This is a genomic window from Pseudomonas sp. PI1, from assembly GCF_000812405.1.
GTDB classification, from domain to species: Bacteria; Pseudomonadota; Gammaproteobacteria; order Pseudomonadales; family Pseudomonadaceae; genus Pseudomonas; species Pseudomonas citronellolis.
In genome coordinates this window covers 172,672-189,555 of sequence record NZ_JWMC01000098.1, presented here as the reverse complement: position 1 = coordinate 189,555, position 16,884 = coordinate 172,672, and the positions used below count along the sequence as shown (strand labels likewise).

The 16,884-nt window shown below is 68.0% G+C and carries 12 protein-coding genes; 5 read left to right on the top strand and 7 right to left on the bottom strand.

What is annotated here, in order from left to right:
• Positions 1–7 precede the first annotated feature (7 nt).
• The 6 genes from RN02_RS28975 to RN02_RS28950 form a co-directional block, all read right to left on the bottom strand.
• Positions 8–2,419 carry a TonB-dependent receptor gene (locus RN02_RS28975; RefSeq protein ID WP_052267923.1) on the bottom strand — a complete coding sequence of 804 codons (2,412 nt, stop codon included), beginning with the start codon at positions 2,417–2,419 and terminating at the stop codon, positions 8–10.
• A 101-nt stretch (positions 2,420–2,520) separates the two neighbouring features.
• Complete coding sequence (locus RN02_RS28970; protein WP_043318701.1) at positions 2,521–3,489, bottom strand: FecR domain-containing protein; 969 nt, start codon at positions 3,487–3,489, stop codon at positions 2,521–2,523.
• Positions 3,486–3,992, bottom strand: coding sequence for a sigma-70 family RNA polymerase sigma factor (locus tag RN02_RS28965; RefSeq protein ID WP_043268844.1), 507 nt, complete (start codon positions 3,990–3,992; stop codon positions 3,486–3,488). The genes RN02_RS28970 and RN02_RS28965 overlap by 4 nt, the downstream gene beginning before the upstream one ends.
• Positions 3,993–4,120: 128 nt before the next feature.
• On the bottom strand, positions 4,121–6,076 hold the full coding sequence (betT, locus tag RN02_RS28960; protein WP_052267928.1) for a choline BCCT transporter BetT: 1,956 nt from the start codon (positions 6,074–6,076) through the stop codon (positions 4,121–4,123).
• Positions 6,077–6,832: 756 nt separating this feature from the next.
• Positions 6,833–7,729 carry a sigma 54-interacting transcriptional regulator gene (locus tag RN02_RS28955; protein ID WP_043318697.1) on the bottom strand — a complete coding sequence of 299 codons (897 nt, stop codon included), beginning with the start codon at positions 7,727–7,729 and terminating at the stop codon, positions 6,833–6,835.
• A 90-nt stretch (positions 7,730–7,819) separates the two neighbouring features.
• Entirely contained in the window at positions 7,820–8,599 is a 780-nt protein-coding gene (locus RN02_RS28950; RefSeq protein ID WP_043318696.1) for a MetQ/NlpA family ABC transporter substrate-binding protein, read from the bottom strand.
• 426 nt (positions 8,600–9,025) lie between these two features.
• Between RN02_RS28950 and RN02_RS28945 the strand changes: the two genes are divergently transcribed.
• Genes RN02_RS28945 through RN02_RS28935 form a run of 3 tightly spaced genes read left to right on the top strand, consistent with a single transcriptional unit; the run spans position 9,026 to position 11,629 of the window.
• Positions 9,026–10,462: a cytochrome ubiquinol oxidase subunit I gene (locus tag RN02_RS28945; RefSeq protein WP_043318695.1), complete on the top strand. Its 1,437-nt coding sequence runs from the start codon at positions 9,026–9,028 to the stop codon at positions 10,460–10,462.
• A 2-nt stretch (positions 10,463–10,464) separates the two neighbouring features.
• On the top strand, positions 10,465–11,472 hold the full coding sequence (gene cydB / locus RN02_RS28940) for a cytochrome d ubiquinol oxidase subunit II (RefSeq protein ID WP_043318694.1): 1,008 nt from the start codon (positions 10,465–10,467) through the stop codon (positions 11,470–11,472).
• 10 nt (positions 11,473–11,482) lie between these two features.
• A complete protein-coding gene (locus RN02_RS28935) occupies positions 11,483–11,629 on the top strand; it encodes a DUF2474 domain-containing protein (protein ID WP_043318693.1) in 147 nt (48 codons plus the stop codon).
• A gap of 383 nt (positions 11,630–12,012) precedes the next feature.
• Here the strand turns inward: RN02_RS28935 and RN02_RS28930 are convergent, their stop codons facing one another.
• A complete protein-coding gene (locus RN02_RS28930) occupies positions 12,013–13,224 on the bottom strand; it encodes an MFS transporter (RefSeq protein WP_043318692.1) in 1,212 nt (403 codons plus the stop codon).
• Between the two features lie 301 nt (positions 13,225–13,525).
• Between RN02_RS28930 and RN02_RS28925 the strand changes: the two genes are divergently transcribed.
• Positions 13,526–16,357: a xanthine dehydrogenase family protein molybdopterin-binding subunit gene (locus RN02_RS28925; protein ID WP_043318691.1), complete on the top strand. Its 2,832-nt coding sequence runs from the start codon at positions 13,526–13,528 to the stop codon at positions 16,355–16,357.
• Positions 16,350–16,883: a (2Fe-2S)-binding protein gene (locus RN02_RS28920; protein ID WP_043318690.1), complete on the top strand. Its 534-nt coding sequence runs from the start codon at positions 16,350–16,352 to the stop codon at positions 16,881–16,883. Before RN02_RS28925 ends, RN02_RS28920 begins: the two co-directional genes overlap by 8 nt.
• Position 16,884 lies beyond the last annotated feature (1 nt).

The following is a 16,884-nucleotide window of genomic DNA, read 5'->3' as shown; positions in this document are numbered from 1 at the left end:
GGGCGCCTCAGAAGTCCGCGGTCAGCGACAGCGACAGGGTGCGCGGCGAGCTGACGGTCATGTAGCCGTTGGACGCGGTCCAGTAGTCCTTGGCCAGCAGGTTCTCAAGGTTGGCCCGCGCCACCAGCGGCTTGCCGGCGACCTGGAAGGCATAGCTGGCGCCGACATCGACGCGGTTCCAGTGTGGGACCTTGAGGTCGTTGGTGGTGTCCAGGTAGGCCGCGCCGGTGTAGATCCAGCGGCCGTCGAGGGTCAGCCCCTGGACGAACGGGGTGTCCCAGCTCAGCCCCAGGTTGGCCTGGCGCCGCGGCACGCCGGGGGCGTCCTGGCCTTCGCTGGCGGGGTTGGCGGTCTTGCTCTGCTCGGCCTTGATGTAGGTGGCGCCGGCCAGCACGCGCAGGTCGTCGGTCAGTTCGCCGAACAGGCTCAGCTCGATGCCGCGGTTGCGCTGCTCGCCGTCGGCGCGGAACACGTTGTCGGCGTCGAGGAAGGCGTTCGGCTTCTTGATCTCGAACAGCGCCAGGGTGGTGGTGAAGCTGCCCAGTTCGTACTTGGCGCCGACCTCGTACTGCTCGGCCTTGTACGGCGCCAGCGCCTGGCCGGCGTTGGCCGCGGTGGAGGGCGGGGTGTCGCCCTGGCTCAGGCCCTGGATGTAGTTGGCGTACAGCGACAGCTCGTCCAGCGGCTTGACCAGCAGGCTGAACATCGGCGTCCAGGCGTGCTCGTCGTACTTGTTGGTGCGCGCCCCGCTGGACGGGTCGTAGTCCTTGGACTGCACCGTCTGCCGGCGCACGCCGGCGGTGAACTGCACGCGCTCGTCGAGGATCGACAGCTTGTCGGCCAGGGCCACGCCGGAAAGGTCGGTTTCGTTGGTCTTGGGGATGCCGCCGTCGAGGCTGGAGAAGTCCGGGATCGGCGTGTGCGGCGAGGTCTCGTAGAGGCTGCCCGGCTGCATGCCGGTGAACACGTAGACCATGCCCACGCGCTCGTGCAGGCGGTTGGCGCTGACGGTCCAGTCGTGGCGCACCGGGCCGGTGTCGAAGTCGCCGCGCAGGCCGGCCTCGCCGGAGTAGGTGCGGCGGTCGGCGCGCTGGCGCGCCAGGCCGTTGATGATGTCGCCCTGGTTGCCGTTGAGGATGCTGTTGGCGGCGATGGTCTCGTAGTTGCTCTGCCGTCCGCCGATGCTGGCGAAGGCGGTGAGGTGGTCGCTGAGGTCGTACTCGCCGCGGTTGACCATGGAGTAGTCCTCCTGGTCCAGGTAGGAATCGCGCAGGCCGAAGCGCGTCTTGGAGTCCGGCGCGTGGGGGATGCTGGTGGCGGTGCCGGTGATCACCGGGCGCACCACGCCCTCCAGGCTCTCCTTCTGGTACAGCAGGTCGCTGGACAGGCGCAGGCGCTCGCCGCGGAAGTCCAGGGCCAGGGACATCAGCGGGAACTCGCGGCTCTGGTGGTCGATGGCGGTGTCGCCGTTGCGGTACACGCCGTTGAAGCGCACGCCGAAGGCGTTGCCCTCGCCGAAGCGGCGGCCGATGTCCAGGTGCGTGCCGACCTGCGAGCGGTCGGTCCAGTCCAGGCTGACGCGGGTCAGCGGCTGGTCCTCGGCGCGCTTGGGCACCAGGTTGATGGTGCCGCCGACGCTGCCGCCGGGGGACATGCCGCCGAGCAGGGCGGTGGGGCCCTTGAGCACTTCGACGCGCTCGGCGAACTCGATCGGCACCCGCCAGTAGGGCAGCACGCCGTACAGGCCGTTGAGGGCGACGTCGGCGTTGTTCACGTTGAAACCGCGGATGACGTAGGTGTCCACCAGGTCGCCGCGGCCGCCGACCACCCGCACCGACGGGTCGTTGGCCACCAGCAGGTCGGCGACGCTGCGCGCCTGCTGGGCCTCGATGGTCTGCGCGGTGTAGCTGGTGACGCTGAAGGGCGTATCCATGAGGTCGGCGTTGCCCAGCATGCCCAGGCGCGCGCCGCTGGCCACCTGGCCGCCGGCATAGGCGGGCGGCAGCGTCTCGGCGCCGAGGCTGGCGGTGATGGTGCTGGCCGACAGGGCCACGGCGCCGTCGGTGGGCAGCGGCCGCAGCACGTAGCTGCCGTTGGCCTGGGGCTCGGCCTCCAGGCCGCTGCCGGCGAGCAGCGCGCTGAAGCCGCCGGTGACGTCGTAGCTGCCGTGCAGGCCGGTGGACTGGCGGCCGCGCAGTTGCGCGGCGTCGAACGACAGGGCCACCCCGGCGGCGCTGGCGAAGCGCCCGAGAACCTCGGCCAGCGGGCCGGCGGCGATGTCGTAGCGCGCGGCTTCCGCGGCCTGGACCGTGGTGGCGGCGAGCGCGCCGGCGCCCAGGGCCAGGGCGATGGCCAGGGCCAGCGGTTTGTGCAACGAGCGGCTGCCGGTGGTCGGCGCCGGGGCGGTGTAGCGGTTCATGCAAGCTCCCCCAAGTTGGGCCAGATGGCCCGGAATAAGAGGGGGCCGGGCGAGGGCGGAAAAAAGTGCAAGGGCGGGCGGATTTTTTTCGCCCCCGGCGTTCAGGCGCGTGGCTGCACGCTGACCCAGAAGCGCGTATGGCGGACGATGCGCAGGTCGAAGCCGGATTCCAGGGCGGCCAGGGCCAGGTCGGTGTCGCCGATGGGGAAGTTGCCGGAGACCTTCAGGCCGGCCACTTGCGGGTCGCAATGCAGCACGCCGTTGCGGTAGCGCGAGAGTTCCTCCAGCAGCTCGCCCAGCGGGCGGTCCACGGCGATCAGGCTGCCGGCCAGCCAGGCGGCGGTGTTGGCGTCGTTGTGCCGCAGTTGGCCGAGTTCCAGCGCGTCGAGGTCGAGCTGCTCGCCGCCGTGCAGGATGCGGCTGCGCTGCGGCGCGGCCTGGGGGCGGACTTCCACGGCCTTGTCGAGCACGGCGACGCGGGTGCGGCCGTCGAGCAGGCGCACGCTGAAGCGGGTGCCCAGGGCGAGGATGCGCCCCTGCGGCGTCTCCACGCGGAAGGGCCGCGCGCTGCCGCTGGGGTCCGGCGCGGTGCTGACGAAGATTTCCCCGCGCAGCAGACGCAGCAGGCGTTGTTCGGGGTCGAACAGCACGTCCACCGCGCTATCGGTGTTGAGCGTCAGCGAGGAGCCGTCGGCCAGGGTGACTTCGCGGCGTTCGCCCACCGCGCTGCGGTAGTCGGCCAGCCAGGCCTGCCAGGGCGTGTCGCGCCAGGCCAGCCAGGCCAGCGGCAGGCCCAGGGCGAGGCTGCCCAGGCCGCCGAGCATCTGCCGGCGCGACAGCGCGCGGGCACCCAGCGTCGGCCCGGCCAGTTGCCCCGGCACCCGGGCGAACTGCTGGCGCACCTGTTCCACCCGGGCCCAGGCGCGCTGGTGCTCGGCACTGGCGGCGTACCAGTGCTGCCAGGCGTTGCGGTCGGCATCGCTGGCCTGGCCGGAATAGAGGCGCGCGTACCACTGGGCGGCGGCGCGGATGGCCTGGCGCTCGGTCTCGCTGGGAGTGGCGGTGCTCATGGCAGCATCAGGCAGCAGTGTTCCATGGCCTTGGCCATGTGGTTGTTCACCGTGCGCAGGGAAATGCCCTGGCGCTCGGCGATCTCGGCGTAGGTCAGGCCCTCCACCTGGGCCAGCAGGAAGCTGCGCTTGACCTTGGCGCCCAGGCCGTCGAGCAGGCGGTCGATCTCCATCAGCGCCTCGAACAGCAGGGCTTGGGTCTCCGGCGAGGGCTGCTCGTCTTCCGGCAGGCTGGCCAGGGCTTCCAGGTAGGCCTGTTCCAGCGCGCGGCGGCGGAAGTGGTCGACCATCAGGCCGCGGGCGACGGTGGCCAGGTAGTCGCGCGGCTCGCGGATTTCGCTGGCGTTGCGCGCGCGCAGCACGCGGACGAAGGTGTCCTGGGCCAGGTCGGCGGCATCGCAGGCATTGCCCAGGCGGCGCCGCAGCCAGCCGTGCAGCCAGCCGTGGTGCTCGCTGTAGAGGTCGCGCAGGGCGTGCTGTGGGTCGAGGACGGTCGCCGACATGGGGATGGCCTGGAAAAAGAATGGCCAATGATAATCACTATCAATTGCCTATTTCCAGGCCTCCCTTGGTCGCGTCTGGAAACTGTCTACGCAGCCATGCCGACGCATGGCGGATCGTAGACGGCTTCTCAGCGGACCAGATGCAGGAACTGCAGATGCCGCTCGTACTGGTCGAGCATGTCGTTGATGATCTGCTCCTTGCCGTAGCCCATCAGGTCGTAGTCCTGGCTGCCCTCGGCCAGGTGCACCTCGGCGCGGAAGTAGCGGCGGTTCTTCAGGTGCAGGCCGCCCATGCCGGCGCGGGCGAAGGACGGCGTGAAGTAGCCGCGCATCGATACCTGGTAGTAGAACGGGTGCTGCTCGCCGTGGCCGATCTCCAGGCTCAGCTCCAGGTTGCCCGGGTCGAGGTCGGCGTCCACCTGCAGGCCCTTGTCGCGGAACACCTCCGCCACCTCGGCCATCGCCGGGCTCACCACGTCCGCCAGGAAGCGGTACACCTCGTCGCGGGTGGGGAAGTGCACCGCCTGGGAGATGCGCCGCTTCCAGCCGCCGGCCTTGGCCGCCAGCGGCGGCGCCAGGGAGTGGCTGCGCGCGCGCTGGCGCTGGGATTCGAGGTAGAAGGCCTTGTGCAGGCCCCACATCATCAGCAGCAGGATCAGCGAGAAGGGCAGCGAGGTGAGCACCACCGCTGATTTGAGCGCGTCGATGCTGCCGGCGAACAGCAACCCGCCGGTGACCAGCGCGGTGGCCAGGCCCCAGAACACCCGCAGCCACTTCGGCCCGTCGTCGTCGGCGCTGCCGCCACGGGCGGAGAGGGTGGAAAGCACCACGGTGCCGGAGTCGGCCGAGGTGACGAAGAACACGAAGCTGACCAGCACGGTCACGGCGATCAGCGCGCGGCTGCCGGGGTAGTCCTGCAGCAGCTGGTAGAGCGCCATCTGCGGCTCCGCCACGGCCACCCGGCCCAGCTCGACGGTGCCGTGGTTGAGCACCTGGTCCAGGGCGCTGTTGCCGAAGATGGACATCCACGCCAGGGTGAAGCCCAGGGGAATGAACAGCACGCCGAAGACGAATTCGCGGATGGTCCGCCCACGGGAGATGCGCGCGATGAACAGGCCGACGAAGGGCGCCCAGGCGATCCACCAGGCCCAGTAGAACACCGTCCAGCCGCCCAGCCAGTCGCCGCCCTCGCCATAGGCGTAGAGGTCGAAGCTCTTGGTCGGCAGCGCGCCCAGGTAGTCGCCGATGTTCTGCACCAGGGTGTTGAGCAGGTGCTGGGTGGGCCCGGCGAACAGCACGAACAGCAGCAGGCCGCAGGCCAGCAGCATGTTGATGTCGGACAGCAGGCGGATGCCCTTGTCCACGCCGGACACCGCCACGGCGATGGCCGCGCCCATCATCAGGGCGATCAGCGTCATCTGCACCGGGTGGCTGTGGGCCACGCCGAACAGGTAGTCGAGCCCGGCGTTGAGCTGCAGCACGCCGAAGCCCATGTCCGCGCCCAGGCCGAACACGGTGGCGACGATGCCGAAGCAGTCCACGGTGTAGCCGATGGGCCCGTTGATGCGCTTGCCGATCAGCGGGTACAGCGCCGAGCGCAGCGCCAGCGGCAGGTTGTGGCGGTAGGCGAAGTAGGCCAGGGCCATGGCCACCAGGGCGAACACGCCCCAGCCGTGCAGGCCCCAGTGCAGGAACAGCAGCTGCATGGCCTGGCGCGCGGCCTCGGCGCCGCCGGCCGCGCCCTGAGGCGGCTGCAGGAAGTGCGTCAGCGGCTCGGACACGCAGAAGAAGAACAGGGTGATGCTGATGCCCGCGGCGAACAGCATGCCGGCCCAGGACAGGTAGCTGAATTCCGGCTCGTCGTGGTCGGCACCGAGCTTGATCTTCCCGTAGCCGGAAAGCGCGGTGACCACCACGAAGATCAGGTACAGCGTCATCGCCAGCAGGTAGTACCAGCCGACGTTGGCGGCGGCCCAGGCCTGGGCGTCGAGCAGCCATTGGCCGGCCTCGGCGGGAAAGCCGATGACCAGGGCGACGAACAACAGGATCAGCGCTGCCGCACCGTAGAAGACCGGTGGGTTCATGCGCATGGCGGGGGTGGGTGGCGCGGTGACGGAGGGAGAGGGAACGGCGGACAAAACGGGCGGGGTTCCTCGTGTTTTTAATTGATCAACCAATCAATATAAACACGAAAGGCCGTGCCAGGGCCAATCCTCGGGACCGATGGTCCCGCCGCCGGCCCCGTGCGGGGGCCGATCGGAGCGGGTACTGCTTTACTTGCGGCGGCGCTTCACGCGGCGGACTTCACGGCGTTCCGGATCGACCTGCTGAGGTACGTTGAGGAAAGCGGTGGCGGCGAAAAAGCTGGCAAGAGCGGCAAAGCTGGTCACGATAGTCTCCAAAGGCGCCGGGGAAATTGGGTCCCGACTGCCTGACAGCCATTTTCCCTGATCTTCATGACAAAAAGAAGTTGATGCGCCTGATGATCGGTATCGATGTGGTCGATGAGGCTGCTTTTTTATGTAAATGTCAGAGAAATTCCTGTTTTTGACCTTTCCATCAGGATTCCCTGCCGTCGGCGGCGGGGTAGGCGAATCGTTTCACTGCGACCATTCGTCGCTTTTCGTGAACGTTCATGACTTAGGGGGCGCTTTTTCGCGGGGGCCGAGCTCCTTGCAGAAGCGCGCATGGCTTTTCGTAGGATGGGTTGAGCTTGCGAAACCCATGCGGTTGCGCTGATGGGTATCGCTTCGCTCAACACCATCCTACGAAAAGCGCCCCGGTGCGGCTTGCAAGACAGTTGCTCCTACATTGCAGGCGAGCAGAAGAGCAGCTCGGTGTTACGGGAGCGGGTCTTCTTCCAATAACGCGCGCAACTGTTCGCGCACGCCGGGCCGGCGCAGCAGCTGGCGCAGGTCCGCCGGCGCGGCGTCGGGCAGGTTCAGGTGCTGCGGCTGGATTTCCGCGCCCGGGCTGACCAGCAGGGCGAAGTGGATGACGTTCTCCAGCTCGCGGATGTTGCCCGGCCAGGGGTAGGCTTCCAGCGCCGCCTGGGTCGCTTCGCCGATGTGCGGCACCGACAGGTCCAGGCGCTGGGCGTGGATGCCGAGGAAGTATTCGGCCAATGGCAGGATGTCGCCGATGCGCTGGCGCAGCGGCGGCAGTTCCAGGTCGCCGTCCACCAGGTATTGCCGCAGCGGTTCGAGGAACTTGCCGGCGGCCACCGCCTGGCCCAGGTCGATGCTGGTGGCCACCACCAGGCGCACGTCCACCGGGATCGGCTCGCGGGCGCCGACGCGCAGCACTTCGCGTTCCTGCAGCACGCGCAGGAGTTTTTCCTGCAAGGCCAGCGGCAGGTCGGCGATCTCGTCCAGGTACAGGGTGCCGCCGTTGGCCGAGCCCAGCCAGCCGGCGCGGCTGCCCACCGGGCCGTTGTGGGCGCCGGGGGCGTAGCCGAACAGCTCGGCCTCGGCGAAGTTGCGGCTCAGCGCGCTGCAGCTCACCGCGACGAACAGCCCGGGGCGCTCGCTGGCGCGGTGGATGTGCCGGGCCAGCAGTTCCTTGCCGGTGCCCGTCTCGCCGCGGATCAGCACCGGCTGCAGGCCCGGGGCCAGGCGCTCGACCTCGTCGCGCACCTGGTGCGAACGCGGGTCGAAGAACACCAGCGCCTTGGCGCGGATGCTCAGCGGGCTCTTGTCGGCGTCGGGGAAGGTCAGCAACGGTTGGGGGACTTTCATCTGCGCGATCTCGAAATGAAAACGCCGGTGCGGATGCTCACCGGCGTGGGGGATGGGCGGCGCTGCGCGGCGCCGCCGGCTGGGCATCGATCAGAAGGCGGGGATCACCGCGCCGTCGTATTTCTTCTCGATGAAGGCCTTCACTTCCGGGCTGGTCAGGGCCGCGGAGAGTTTCTTCAGGGCGTCGCTGTCCTTGTTGTCCGGGCGCGCCACCAGGTAGTTCACGTAGGGCGAGTTGCGGTCTTCGAGGATCAGGGCGTCCTTCACCGGGTTGAGCTTGGCTTCCAGGGCGTAGTTGGTGTTGATCAGGTCCAGGTCGACCTGGTCCAGCACGCGCGGCAGCAGGGCCGATTCCAGCTCCTTGAACTTCAGGTGCTTGGGGTTCTCGGCAATGTCTTTCGGCGTGGCCAGGGCGTTGTGCGGGTCCTTCAGCTTGATGACGCCGGCCTTCTGCAGCAGGAGCAGGGCGCGGCCGCTGTTGCTGCCCTCGTTGGGCAGGGCGACGGTGGCGCCGTCGGGCAGCTCGGCCAGGGACTTGTACTTCTTCGAGTAGCCGCCGAAGGGCTCGACGTGCACGCCGGTCACGGTGACCAGGTCGGTGCCCTTGCCCTTGTTGAAGTTGTCCAGGTACGGCTTGGTCTGGAAGTAGTTGGCGTCCAGGCGCTTCTCGGCCACCTGCACGTTGGGCTGCACGTAGTCGGTGAAGACCTTGACCTCCAGGTCCACCCCTTCCTTGGCCAGGGTCGGCTTGATCAGCTCGAGGATTTCCGCGTGGGGCACCGGGGTGGCGGCCACCACCAGTTTCTCGTTGGCGTTGACCGAGGCGCTGAAGGCGGCGGCGAGGGCAGTGATGAGCAGCAGTTTCTTCATGACGGCGTCCTTGTAGGGCAGCGTGCCGGGCAGATCGCGCTCGTGGCGGCGACGCGGGCGGCGGGGGTTGGCTCCGGCGCCTCTGCGGGCGCCGTTGGAGCGAAAGCTACCGGGATTTTTTATTCCATTAAAATATTATTTATTCATTTTTATATGACTGAAATTCATATTTAGACTGAGGCAAGCTGCCGCGCGGCAACCCGCCACGGCGGCATTTCCCGGGGCCGGGGGTACCATCGACGGGCTTTCTTGAGCTGCATCAATGCACGCCCTGCTAGTCTTTGCTTGGCGTACCGCCGCGACCACAGGTCCGCCGGCCCGAACAAGAATCCGATTCCAGGATCACCACTGAAACTGTCGGCTCCCGTGGGCCGGCGAGTTGCCCGCTGCGTGCGACGACGGGCGTCACCCTGAAGAGGAAACGTCATGTTGGGTCTAGAGGCGTTGGAACTGGCGCGTATGCAGTTCGCCTTTACCGTCTCCTTCCACATCATCTTCCCCGCCGTCACCATCGGTCTGGCCAGTTACCTGGCCGTGCTCGAGGGGCTGTGGCTGAAGAGCGGCCAGGAGGTCTACCGCGACCTCTATCACTTCTGGTCGAAGATATTCGCGGTCAACTTCGGCATGGGCGTGGTCTCCGGGCTGGTGATGGCCTACCAGTTCGGCACCAACTGGAGCCACTTCTCCGCCTACGCCGGGAGCATCACCGGGCCCTTGCTGACCTACGAGGTGCTGACCGCGTTCTTCCTCGAGGCGGGCTTTCTCGGCGTGATGCTGTTCGGCTGGAACCGCGTCGGCCCGGGCCTGCACTTCTTCGCCACGGTGATGGTGGCCCTGGGCACGCTGATGTCGACCTTCTGGATCCTCGCCTCCAACAGCTGGATGCAGACGCCGCAGGGCTTCGAGATCGTCGACGGGCGGGTGATCCCGGTGGACTGGTTCGCGGTGATCTTCAACCCGTCCTTCCCCTACCGCCTGCTGCACATGTCCATCGCCGCCTTCCTCGCCACCGCCTTCTTCGTCGGCGCCTCGGCGGCCTGGCACCTGCTGCGCGGGCGCGACAACCCGGCGATCCGCAAGATGCTCTCCATGGCCATGTGGATGGCGCTGCTGGTAGCGCCCATCCAGGCCATGATCGGCGACGCCCACGGGCTGAACACCCTGGAGCACCAGCCGGCGAAGATCGCCGCCATCGAGGGCCACTGGGACAATAGCGAGGGCGGTCCGACGCCGCTGATCCTGTTCGGCTGGCCGGACATGCAGCGCGAGGAAACCCGCTTCAAGGTCGAGATCCCGGTGCTCGGCAGCCTGATCCTGCGCCACAGCCTGACCGAGCCGATCCCGGCGCTGAAGGACTTCCCGCGCGAGGACCGGCCCAACTCCACCATCGTCTTCTGGTCGTTCCGCATCATGGCCGGCCTGGGCATGCTGATGATCCTGGTCGGCGTCTGGAGCCTGTGGCTGCGCTGGCGCGAGGGGCTGTACCGCAACCGCGCCTTCCTGCGCCTGGTGCTGTGGATGGGCCCCTCGGGGCTGCTGGCGCTGCTCGCCGGCTGGTTCACCACCGAGGTCGGCCGCCAGCCCTGGGTGGTCTACGGGCTGATGCGCACCGCCGACGGCGTGTCCAACCACAGCACCCTGCAGATGAGCCTGACCCTGGTGATGTTCGTGCTGGTGTACTTCTCGCTGTTCGGCGTGGGCATCGGCTACATGATGCGCCTGGTGCGCAAGGGCCCGGTCACCGACGAGGGCCGCGAGCACAACGAGGGCGGCGCCGGTCGCCAGCGCACCGCGGCGCGGCCGCTGTCGGCCACCGCCGAGGGCTTCGACGACGATGACGACCACCCGGCGGGGAGGAACTGAGCATGGGTATCGACCTTCCGCTGATCTGGGCGGTGATCATCATCTTCGGCGTGATGATGTACGTGGTGATGGACGGCTTCGACCTCGGCATCGGCATGCTCTACCCGTTCTTCAAGGACGAGCGCGACCGCGACGTGATGATGAACACGGTGGCGCCGGTGTGGGACGGCAACGAGACCTGGCTGGTGCTGGGCGGCGCGGGGCTGTTCGGCGCCTTCCCGATGGCCTACTCGGTGGTGCTCTCGGCGCTGTACCTGCCGCTGGTGCTGATGCTGGTGGGGCTGATCTTCCGCGGCGTGGCCTTCGAGTTCCGCTTCAAGGCCAAGGCGCACAAGCGGCACATCTGGGACAAGGCCTTCATCGGCGGCTCGCTGGCGGCGACCTTCTTCCAGGGCGTGGCGCTGGGCGCCTTCATCGAGGGCCTGCCGGTGGTCGACGGGCAGTACGCCGGCGACTCGCTGGCCTGGCTGGCGCCCTTCCCGCTGTTCTGCGGCCTGGGCCTGATCGTCGCCTACAGCCTGCTGGGCTGCACCTGGCTGATCATGAAGACCGAAGGCAAGCTGCAGGAGCGCATGCACGACCTGGCGCGGCCGCTGGCGCTGGTGCTGCTGGCGGTGATCGGCATCGTCAGCCTGTGGACGCCGCTGGCCCACGCCGAGATCGCCCAGCGCTGGTTCAGCCTGCCCAACCTGTTCTGGTTCGCCCCGGTGCCGCTGCTGGTGCTGCTGACCTTCTACGCCCTGCTGCGCTCGGTGGCGCGCAACGACAACGCGCTGCCCTTCGTGCTCACCCTGGTGCTGATCTTCCTCGGCTACAGCGGCCTGGGCATCAGCCTGTGGCCGAACATCATCCCGCCGGGGGTGAGCATCCAGGCTGCCTCGGCGCCGCCGCAGAGCCAGGGCTTCATGCTGGTGGGCGCGCTGTTCATCATCCCCTTCATCCTCGGCTACACCGCCTGGAGCTACTACGTGTTCCGCGGCAAGGTGAAGCACGGCGATGGCTACCACTGAGGGCTCGGCGATGAAACCGCAAACCGTGAAAGCACCGCTGTACAAGCGCCTGGGCTGGCTGGCGCTGATCTGGGCGGGCAGCGTCGCCGCCCTGGGCGTGGCGGCTTGGCTGATGCGCCTGCTGATGAATGCGGCGGGGTTGGGAACGCCGCACTGAGACTCCCACTTGGGCGCCTTCGGGCGCCTGTAGCCCTCGCTTTGGCGGGGGCTTTTTTATTGGGGGGCTTTTGGGCTTTTCGTAGGAGCGAGCTTGCTCGCGAACAGAGTTCCCCGGCGATTCTGGAGCTCGGGTTTCAGAGCGCCCTCTCCCCAGCCCTCTCCCTGAAGGGAGAGGGGGCTAGTCCGTGCCGAGAACGATATGGTTTCCGCCGGAAACACCATACCTGCCGGCTAACTCCAGAACGCCCGACTCTGCCCAACGGTCCCCTCTCCCTTCAGGGAGAGGGTTAGGGAGAGGGAGCGGAGTCAACCTCAGGCGCTGTAGCGACAGGGAAACGCTGTTCGCGAGCAAGCTCGCTCCTACGAAGAGCGAAGAGCGCTTCAGTGCAGCTTGTCCCTCTTCGCCAACGTCGGAAACAGCCTCATCCACGCCCCGGTAACAACCAGCGTCCCCACGCCGCCAATAACCACCGCCGGCACCGTGCCGAACCAGTGCGCCGTCAGCCCCGACTCGAACTCGCCGAGCTGGTTGCTGGCGCCGATGAACAGCCCGTTCACCGCGCTGACGCGGCCGCGCATCTCGTCCGGGGTTTCCAGCTGCACGAAGGCGCCGCGGATCACCATGCTGATCATGTCCGCCGCGCCCAGCACCACCAGCACGCCCAGGGACAGCCAGAAGGAGGTGGACAGGCCGAAGGCGATGGTCGCCAGGCCGAAGATGCCCACCGCCAGGAACATGATGCGCCCGACGTTGCGCTCGATGGGGAAGCGCGCCAGCCAGAACGACATCAGCAGCGCGCCCACCGCCGGTGCCGAGCGCAGCAGGCCCAGGCCCCAGGGGCCGGTGAGCAGGATGTCCTTGGCGAACACCGGCAGCAGCGCGGTGGCGCCGCCCAGCAGCACGGCGAACAGGTCCAGGGAGATGGCGCCGAAGATGTCCGGGCGGCTGCGGATGAAATGGATGCCGGCCATCAGCGAGGCCAGGCTGGCCTTGCCCTGGATGCTGTTCTGCCGGCGCGCCTGCAGGCTCAGCGACAGCGCGCAGGCCATGAAATAGAGCAGCGTGGTCGGCGCGTACACCCAGAAGGCGCCGAAGGCGTAGAGCAGGCCGCCCAGGGCCGGCGCGGCGATGGTCGCCGCCTGCATGGCCGAGGCCGAGGCCGCCACCGCGCGGGGGAAGAGGGCGCTGGGCACGATGTTCGGCAGCAGCGCCTGGGTGGTCGGCATCTCGAAGGAACGGGCGCTGCCGAGCAGGAAGGCCAGCACGAAGATCATCTCGCGGGTCACGCTGCCCGTGCTGGCGCCCAGCACCAGGGCCAGCGCCACCAGGCCCTGGGCCACCTGGCACAGGGCGGCGACCTTGCGCCGGTCGTAGCGGTCGGCGACGTGCCCGGTGTGCAGCATGAACAGCACCCGCGGCAGGAACTCCACCAGGCCCACCAGGCCGAGGTCGAGCACGTTGTGGGTCAGCTCGTACATGTGCCAGCCGATGGCCACGGTGAGCATCTGGAAACCACTGGCGGTGCACACGCGGGCGAGCCAGAAGGCGAGGAAAGGGCGATGGCGGAGCAGCGAGGTGGCTTCGGCGGACATGGTGCGCGGACGACTGGTTAGGGAGCTAAGCAAAGGCCGGTGAGCGTAGCACGCCGTAACAAATTCGGTAGGCATTTTCCTTCAGACGAGTGGACGGCCACGGCGCATTCGGTTCGCTGACCGCCCTGCTTAACTTTTGCCTGAGGCGTAGGATTTGGGTAAAGTTGACGTATCGGTCAGGATTTTCCGTAGGACGACGCGGCCCGCAACGCCGTCGTCGCGCCGTTCCACGCCTCGGTTCCGCCGGTTCCAGAACTCCATAACGACATGGGCGGGTAGTGCACCGCCCAGAGGATGATCCATGTCCAACCGTGATATCTCCCGGCGCGCCTTCCTCCAGGGCGGTCTGATCGCCGGCGTGAGCGTCACCCTGGCGCCGCTGGGCAGCCGGGCTTTCGCTGCCTTGATGGAGAAGAGCGTGACGGTGCCGGCCGAGCAGTGGCTCGGCCACGACGGCAAGGTGCGCTTGCGCAACGACGCCATTTCCAAGGTCTGCGGCAACAAGGTGTTCGCCCGTGACATCCGCGCCAGGGACATGCCCGGCTGGCCGCAGCAGCAGGGCCACGCCATGCTGCTGAAGACGCTCAAGGCCGACCGTATCTACGACGGCTACGACCTCGCCTGGCTGGGCGATGACCTGCAGCCGGACCGCATCGTCACCGCCGAGGACCTGGCCAAAGACGGCATCGCCTTCCCCGAGGCCCACGGGCCGGACCCGCTGCTGCCCACCGGCAAGGTGCCGATGTTCATCGGCCACCCGGTGGCCATCCTCATCTGGCACGACTTCGAGCGCTTCCGCCGGGCCAAGCTCAAGCTGAAGTTCAACGACAAGGCTATCCGCTACGGCGCCCAGGCGCCGCTGTACCAGGGCGACCCCTACGGCAGCTTCCGCTACGTGCGGGTGGGCGGGAAGACCTCGGCCGACGAGGACGAGTTCTCCAGCCTCAAGGCCTCGATCCTGTTCCCGATGATCCGCAACCGCAAGCCGGTGTGGGACCAGCAGCCCAGCCAGCACGGCAACCTCACCGAGCAGGGCCTGTTCTACGCGCAGAAGATCAAGGACCAGGTGGACAACCCGCCGGCCGACTGGCTGGTCTTCGACGAGCGCTACAGGACGCCGTCCATCGAGCCCGCCGCGCTGGAGCCGGACAACGGCAACGGCTGGTACGACCCGGCCAGCAAGACCCTGCACTTCGTGGTCGCCACCCAGTGCCCGTTCGAGGCCGCCTACGAGACGGTGCACATGATCGCGCCGTCGCGCTTCGGCCTGGCCGCGCTGAACATCCACCCCGGCTACACCGTCGGCTACGGCTCCAAGGACCACAACATCTTCGTCTACTACGCGGCCCTCGCCGCGCTGTACGGCGAAGGCGTGCCGGTGCGCCTGGCCAACGACCGCTACGAGCAGTTCCAGAGCGGCATCAAGCGCCACGCCTTCGACATCCATTACCAACTGGCGGTGGACAAGAAGGACCTGGGCTTCCGCATCTTCCGCGCCGAGATGAGCCTGGACGGCGGCGGCCGCGCCAACTACAGCGCCTCGGTGGCCGCCGTGGGCGCCACCGCCGCGCAGTCCATCTACTACATGCCGCAGAGCGACCTGCAGGCCACCGCCTACCATTCGCGCGGCGTCGAGGCCGGCTCCATGCGCGGTTACGGCACCCTGCAGAGCATGGCTTCCACCGAGATGATGGTGGACGAGATCGCCGAGCGCCTGGGCGTCGACCCCATCGAACTGCGCCGGCGCAACGCGCTGGTCTCGGGCATGAAGAACACCCAGGGCGCGGTGCCCGCCGGCGCCCTGCGTCTGCACGAGATCCTCGACAAGGCCGCCGCCCACGAGGTGTGGAAGAACCGTGCCGAGCGCAAGCAGCAGTTCGACGCTCAGGACCCGGACAACTGGTACGGCGTCGGCTTCGCCATCTGCCAGAAGGACTTCGGCACCGGCTCCGAGGCGCCCATGGCCAGCCTGGAGTTCGACGCCGAGGGGCGCATCCAGCTGCGCCACATCGGCATCGAGATCGGCACCGGCATGTCCACCTCCCAGGCCCTGGTCGCCGCCGACTTCCTCGGCCGCCCGGCGGACGAGGTGAAGACCGCCGAGACGCAGTGGCCGGAGCTGCAACTGCTCAGCGGCGAAGACCCCTACACCATGAGCCAGGCCACCCAGGACGAGAAGCTGCGCAATCCGCGCTGGGTCGGCAAGTACGCCTCGGCGTCCTCGGCCACCAACTCGGCCTACTACTTCAGCCACGCCACCCGCGAGGCGGCGCGCGTGCTGTTCAACCACGGGCTGTGGCCGGCGGCCCTGGAAATCTGGCGCCAGGGCCCCTACGGCGGCCAGGCCAACCCCTACGTGGTGCGCCGCGAGGACGCCCACTGGGTGAACGGCGAACTCACCGCCAACGGCATGCAGCCGCTGCCCTTCGCCGTGCTGGCCAGGCGCGCCCACGAGCGCGGCCTGGTCACCGGCGCCACGGTGCACGCCTTCAACCGCTGGAGCTGGGCCGAGTGCGAATTCAGCATCGACGGCGTCAGCGAGCGCCTGCCGCTGGACGGCCTGGCGGTGAAATACGGCGACGGCGCGCCGGCCGCGAAGAAGGCGCAGATGACCAGCGCCGGCTTCCACCTGCTGGACCGCAGGAACGTGAACTACCCGCCGGTGCAGCTGAACAACGCCGCGGTCACCTACTACAGCCCGGTGGCCACCCTGGTGGAGCTGAAGGTCAACAAGGGCAGCCACGAGGTGCAGGTGCTCAACCACCACTCCTGGGTGGAGTGCGGCCGGGTGCTGGTGCCGGAGCTGGTCAAGGGCCAGATCGAGGGCGGCACCGCCATGGGCCTGGGCCACGCGCTGCTGGAGGAAATGCCGCTGCACGAGGGCGGCCCGGCCGAGGGCGACTGGAACTTCAACCGCTACCGCCTGCCGCGCGCCAAGGACGTGGCGGTGTGGCAGCAGACCTCGGAGATCCTCCCGCCGCTGTCGCCCAGCGACCCGTCCAAGGGCATTGCCGAAGTGGTGATGATCCCCATCGCCGGCGCCGTGGGCAACGCCATCGCCCACGCCATCGGCAAGCGCGTCCGCGACCTGCCCGCCACCCCCGCCCGCATCAAGGAGGCCCTCAATGGCTAAGCTCCAGCTGACCATCAACGGTCAAGGCGTCGGCCCGGTCGAGGTCCCCGAAGACCTGCCGATGATCGACTACCTGCACGAATACCAGAACCTCACCGGCTCGCGCCTGGGCTGCGGCCAGGGCATCTGCCACGCCTGCGTGGTGATCGTCGACAACCCCGACGGCACCAGCGAGGAAGTGCGCACCTGCATCACCGGCGCCAACTGGTTCGACGGCAAGAAGGTGCGCACCATCGAAGGCCACGCCAAGCGCGACGCGCAGGGCCAGGTGAGCGAGCTGAACCCAATCCAGCAGAAGTTCGTCGAGCGCTTCGCCTTCCAGTGCAGCTACTGCGCGCCGGGCTTCGTCAACGCCGCCACCGTGCTGGTGGAAAAGGCCCAGCGCCAGCCGCTGAAAAAGAGCGAGTTGGAGTCGGTGATCGAGGCCAGCCTCGGCCACCACATCTGCCGCTGCACCGGCTACGTGCGCTACTACAACGCCACCGCCGAGGTCCTCAGCGACCTCGGCCTGGTCAAGGAGGGCTGAG